At 46.7% G+C, this 3,101-nt stretch carries 3 protein-coding genes; all 3 read left to right on the top strand.

Going from position 1 to position 3,101, the window contains the following annotated elements:
• Nucleotides 1-811, top strand: an 811-nt coding sequence (gene yidC, locus BCT81_RS12990; protein WP_133152619.1) for a membrane protein insertase YidC, incomplete at its 5' end; no start/stop codon positions are given.
• Between the two features lie 129 nt (nt 812-940).
• Nucleotides 941-2,302, top strand: coding sequence for a tRNA uridine-5-carboxymethylaminomethyl(34) synthesis GTPase MnmE (mnmE, locus tag BCT81_RS12995; RefSeq protein ID WP_061033980.1), 1,362 nt, complete (start codon nt 941-943; stop codon nt 2,300-2,302).
• Nucleotides 2,303-2,352: 50 nt separating this feature from the next.
• Nucleotides 2,353-2,787: an FMN-binding protein MioC gene (gene mioC / locus BCT81_RS13000; protein WP_102424686.1), complete on the top strand. Its 435-nt coding sequence runs from the start codon at nt 2,353-2,355 to the stop codon at nt 2,785-2,787.
• Nucleotides 2,788-3,101 lie beyond the last annotated feature (314 nt).

Here is a 3,101-nt window from a genome sequence, read left to right on the forward strand (position 1 = left end):
CCTTTACACTCGTGTAATTGGTAACCTAGGCGACATCGGTGTTCGTATGCCGAACAAAACTATCGCTAACGGTGACGAAGCAAGCTTTAAAGCAACGCTTTGGGTTGGTCCTAAACTTCAAGACCAAATGGCAGCAACTGCACCAAACCTAGACTTGGTAGTAGATTACGGCTGGCTATGGTTCATTGCTAAACCACTTCATACTCTGCTTTCGTTCATTCAAGGCTTCGTATCGAACTGGGGTGTGGCAATTATCATCCTAACTTTCATCGTTCGTGGTGCTATGTACCCACTAACGAAAGCTCAGTACACGTCTATGGCGAAAATGCGTATGCTTCAGCCTAAGCTGACAGCAATGCGTGAGCGTATTGGCGACGACCGTCAACGCATGAGCCAAGAAATGATGGAGCTTTACAAGAAAGAGAAAGTAAACCCACTAGGTGGCTGTTTACCTATCCTTCTGCAAATGCCTATCTTCATTTCGCTATACTGGGCACTAATGGAGTCTGTTGAACTGCGTCACTCACCGTTCTTCGGTTGGATTACTGACCTTTCAGCGCAAGACCCATACTACATCTTGCCACTTCTGATGGGTGCTTCAATGTTCCTAATCCAGAAGATGAGCCCGACAACTGTAACGGATCCAATGCAGCAGAAGATCATGACCTTTATGCCGGTTATGTTCACATTCTTCTTCCTGTTCTTCCCTTCAGGTCTGGTCCTTTACTGGCTAGTATCGAACATCGTAACTCTGATTCAGCAAACGCTTATCTACCGCGCGCTGGAGAAGAAAGGCTTACATTCTAAGTAAGTTCGATAATAGAAAGAGCTAAAGAAAGGCGACCAAAAGGTCGCCTTTTTGTTTTTAGCTGATTACAATTCAGCTAATTGATTAATCGTGAATGCCCTTTTCGGCGTTCACATGCTAGCAGGCACAACTATGACTACAGATACGATTGTTGCTCAAGCGACCGCGCCCGGCCGTGGTGGCGTCGGTATTATCCGCGTTTCCGGCCCATTAGCGACTCAGGTTGCCCTAGAAGTAACGGGAAAAACACTTAAGCCTCGCTACGCTGAGTACCTACCTTTTAAATCTGCCGATGGCATCGAGCTCGACCAAGGTATCGCGCTCTACTTCCCTAACCCACACTCTTTTACCGGCGAAGACGTTCTAGAGCTGCAAGGTCACGGTGGCCCAGTGGTTATGGATATGCTCATCAAGCGCATCCTGGGGATCTCTGGTGTGCGTGCAGCTCGCCCTGGTGAGTTCTCTGAGCGTGCGTTCTTGAACGACAAAATGGACTTAACCCAAGCTGAAGCGATTGCTGACTTGATTGACGCAAGCTCAGAAGAAGCAGCTAAATCCGCACTGCAATCTCTTCAAGGTGAGTTCTCAAAACGCATTAATACCCTAGTCGATTCACTGATTCACCTGCGTATCTATGTTGAAGCAGCTATCGACTTCCCAGAAGAAGAAATCGACTTTCTGGCAGACGGTAAAGTAAGTGCTGACTTACAGGCTATCATCGATAACCTAGAGGCAGTACGCCAAGAAGCCAACCAAGGTGCCATCATGCGTGAAGGCATGAAGGTGGTGATCGCTGGTCGCCCAAATGCCGGTAAATCTAGCCTACTAAACGCGCTGTCAGGCAAAGAGTCGGCAATCGTGACCGATATTGCTGGTACCACACGTGATGTACTGCGAGAGCATATCCATATTGATGGTATGCCACTGCATATTATCGATACCGCAGGCCTGCGTGATGCATCTGACGAAGTTGAAAAAATCGGTATTGAGCGTGCTTGGGAAGAAATAGCTCAAGCAGACCGAGTCCTGTTTATGGTGGATGGCACTACAACCGATGCCACTGACCCGAAAGATATCTGGCCAGATTTCGTTGATCGTTTGCCAAATAACATTGGGATGACCGTCATTCGTAACAAAGCGGATCAAACCAATGAAGAGCTCGGGATTTGTCACGTGAACGATCCAACTCTGATTCGCTTGTCCGCAAAAACAGGTCAAGGCGTGGATGCCCTACGCAGCCATCTAAAAGAGTGTATGGGCTTTGCTGGTGGTCATGAAGGTGGCTTTATGGCTCGCCGTCGTCACTTGGATGCGCTTGAGCGTGCCTCAGAGCACCTCGATATTGGCCAGCAGCAACTTGAAGGCTACATGGCGGGTGAAATCTTGGCGGAAGAGCTTCGTATCACTCAGCAACACCTTAATGAGATCACGGGCGAGTTCAGCTCAGACGATCTCTTGGGGCGTATCTTCTCTTCATTCTGTATTGGTAAATAACCCAAGAAGGCTGGCTGATGCCAGCCTTTTTCTTTAGTAAGGACAGCTTAATGATCCACATTATTACAGGTAGCACCTTAGGTGGCGCTGAATACGTTGGCGATCACCTTAATGATCTTCTAGAAGAACAAGGCCATGAAATAACGCTACACAACCAGCCTGAATACAATGATATTCCTCAGCAAGGCTTCTGGTTAGTAGTGACCTCGACCCATGGTGCCGGTGAATTCCCTGACAATATCAAGCCATTCATAGCCGATCTGACAGAGCACGCACCTCAACTCGATAAGGTTCGCTTTGCAGTCATTGCCATTGGTGATTCAAGCTACGACACCTTCTGCGCAGCAGGCCAAACCGCTCATGAGTTATTAACAAAACTTGGCGGACAGGCGATTTCTGACTGTTTTACCATCGATGTTTTGGAGACTCCGGTCCCTGAAGACGCTGCAGAAGAGTGGTTTAACGATCATAGTGACCAATTTTAACCCTCTATTCTCTTAAAAAAGCGGCTTTTGTCGCTTTTTTTGTGCCTGAATATCGAGATTGTGAATAACTTTTTGGGGTAAAAGCCGAAAATTAGCCATTTATTTTCAAGATCTGTTGTGGATAAGATCATACATATTCGGTGATTAACCTATAGTTATCCAAATAACAAGTTTTAGAGCTATTTACCCCTGTGAATAAGTAGCCATTTTGATCCCAGCTAATCCTCATCCTGATCAAAGTTAGATCACACCATTTGATCCAAAAAAGATCCATGATCTCGTTGATCATTTTTGACTTATCCACAGACCACTTC

Origin of the sequence: Vibrio sp. 10N.261.52.A1, from assembly GCF_002876325.1 — a bacterium.
In the GTDB taxonomy this organism is placed as follows: domain Bacteria; phylum Pseudomonadota; class Gammaproteobacteria; order Enterobacterales; family Vibrionaceae; genus Vibrio; species Vibrio chagasii.

What these genes read in the sequence shown, in the direction of transcription:
- mnmE (WP_061033980.1), top strand. Translation starts at nt 941, where the DNA reads ATGACTACAGATACGATTGTTGCTCAAGCGACCGCGCCCGGCCGTGGT.
- mioC (WP_102424686.1), top strand. Translation starts at nt 2,353, where the DNA reads ATGATCCACATTATTACAGGTAGCACCTTAGGTGGCGCTGAATACGTT.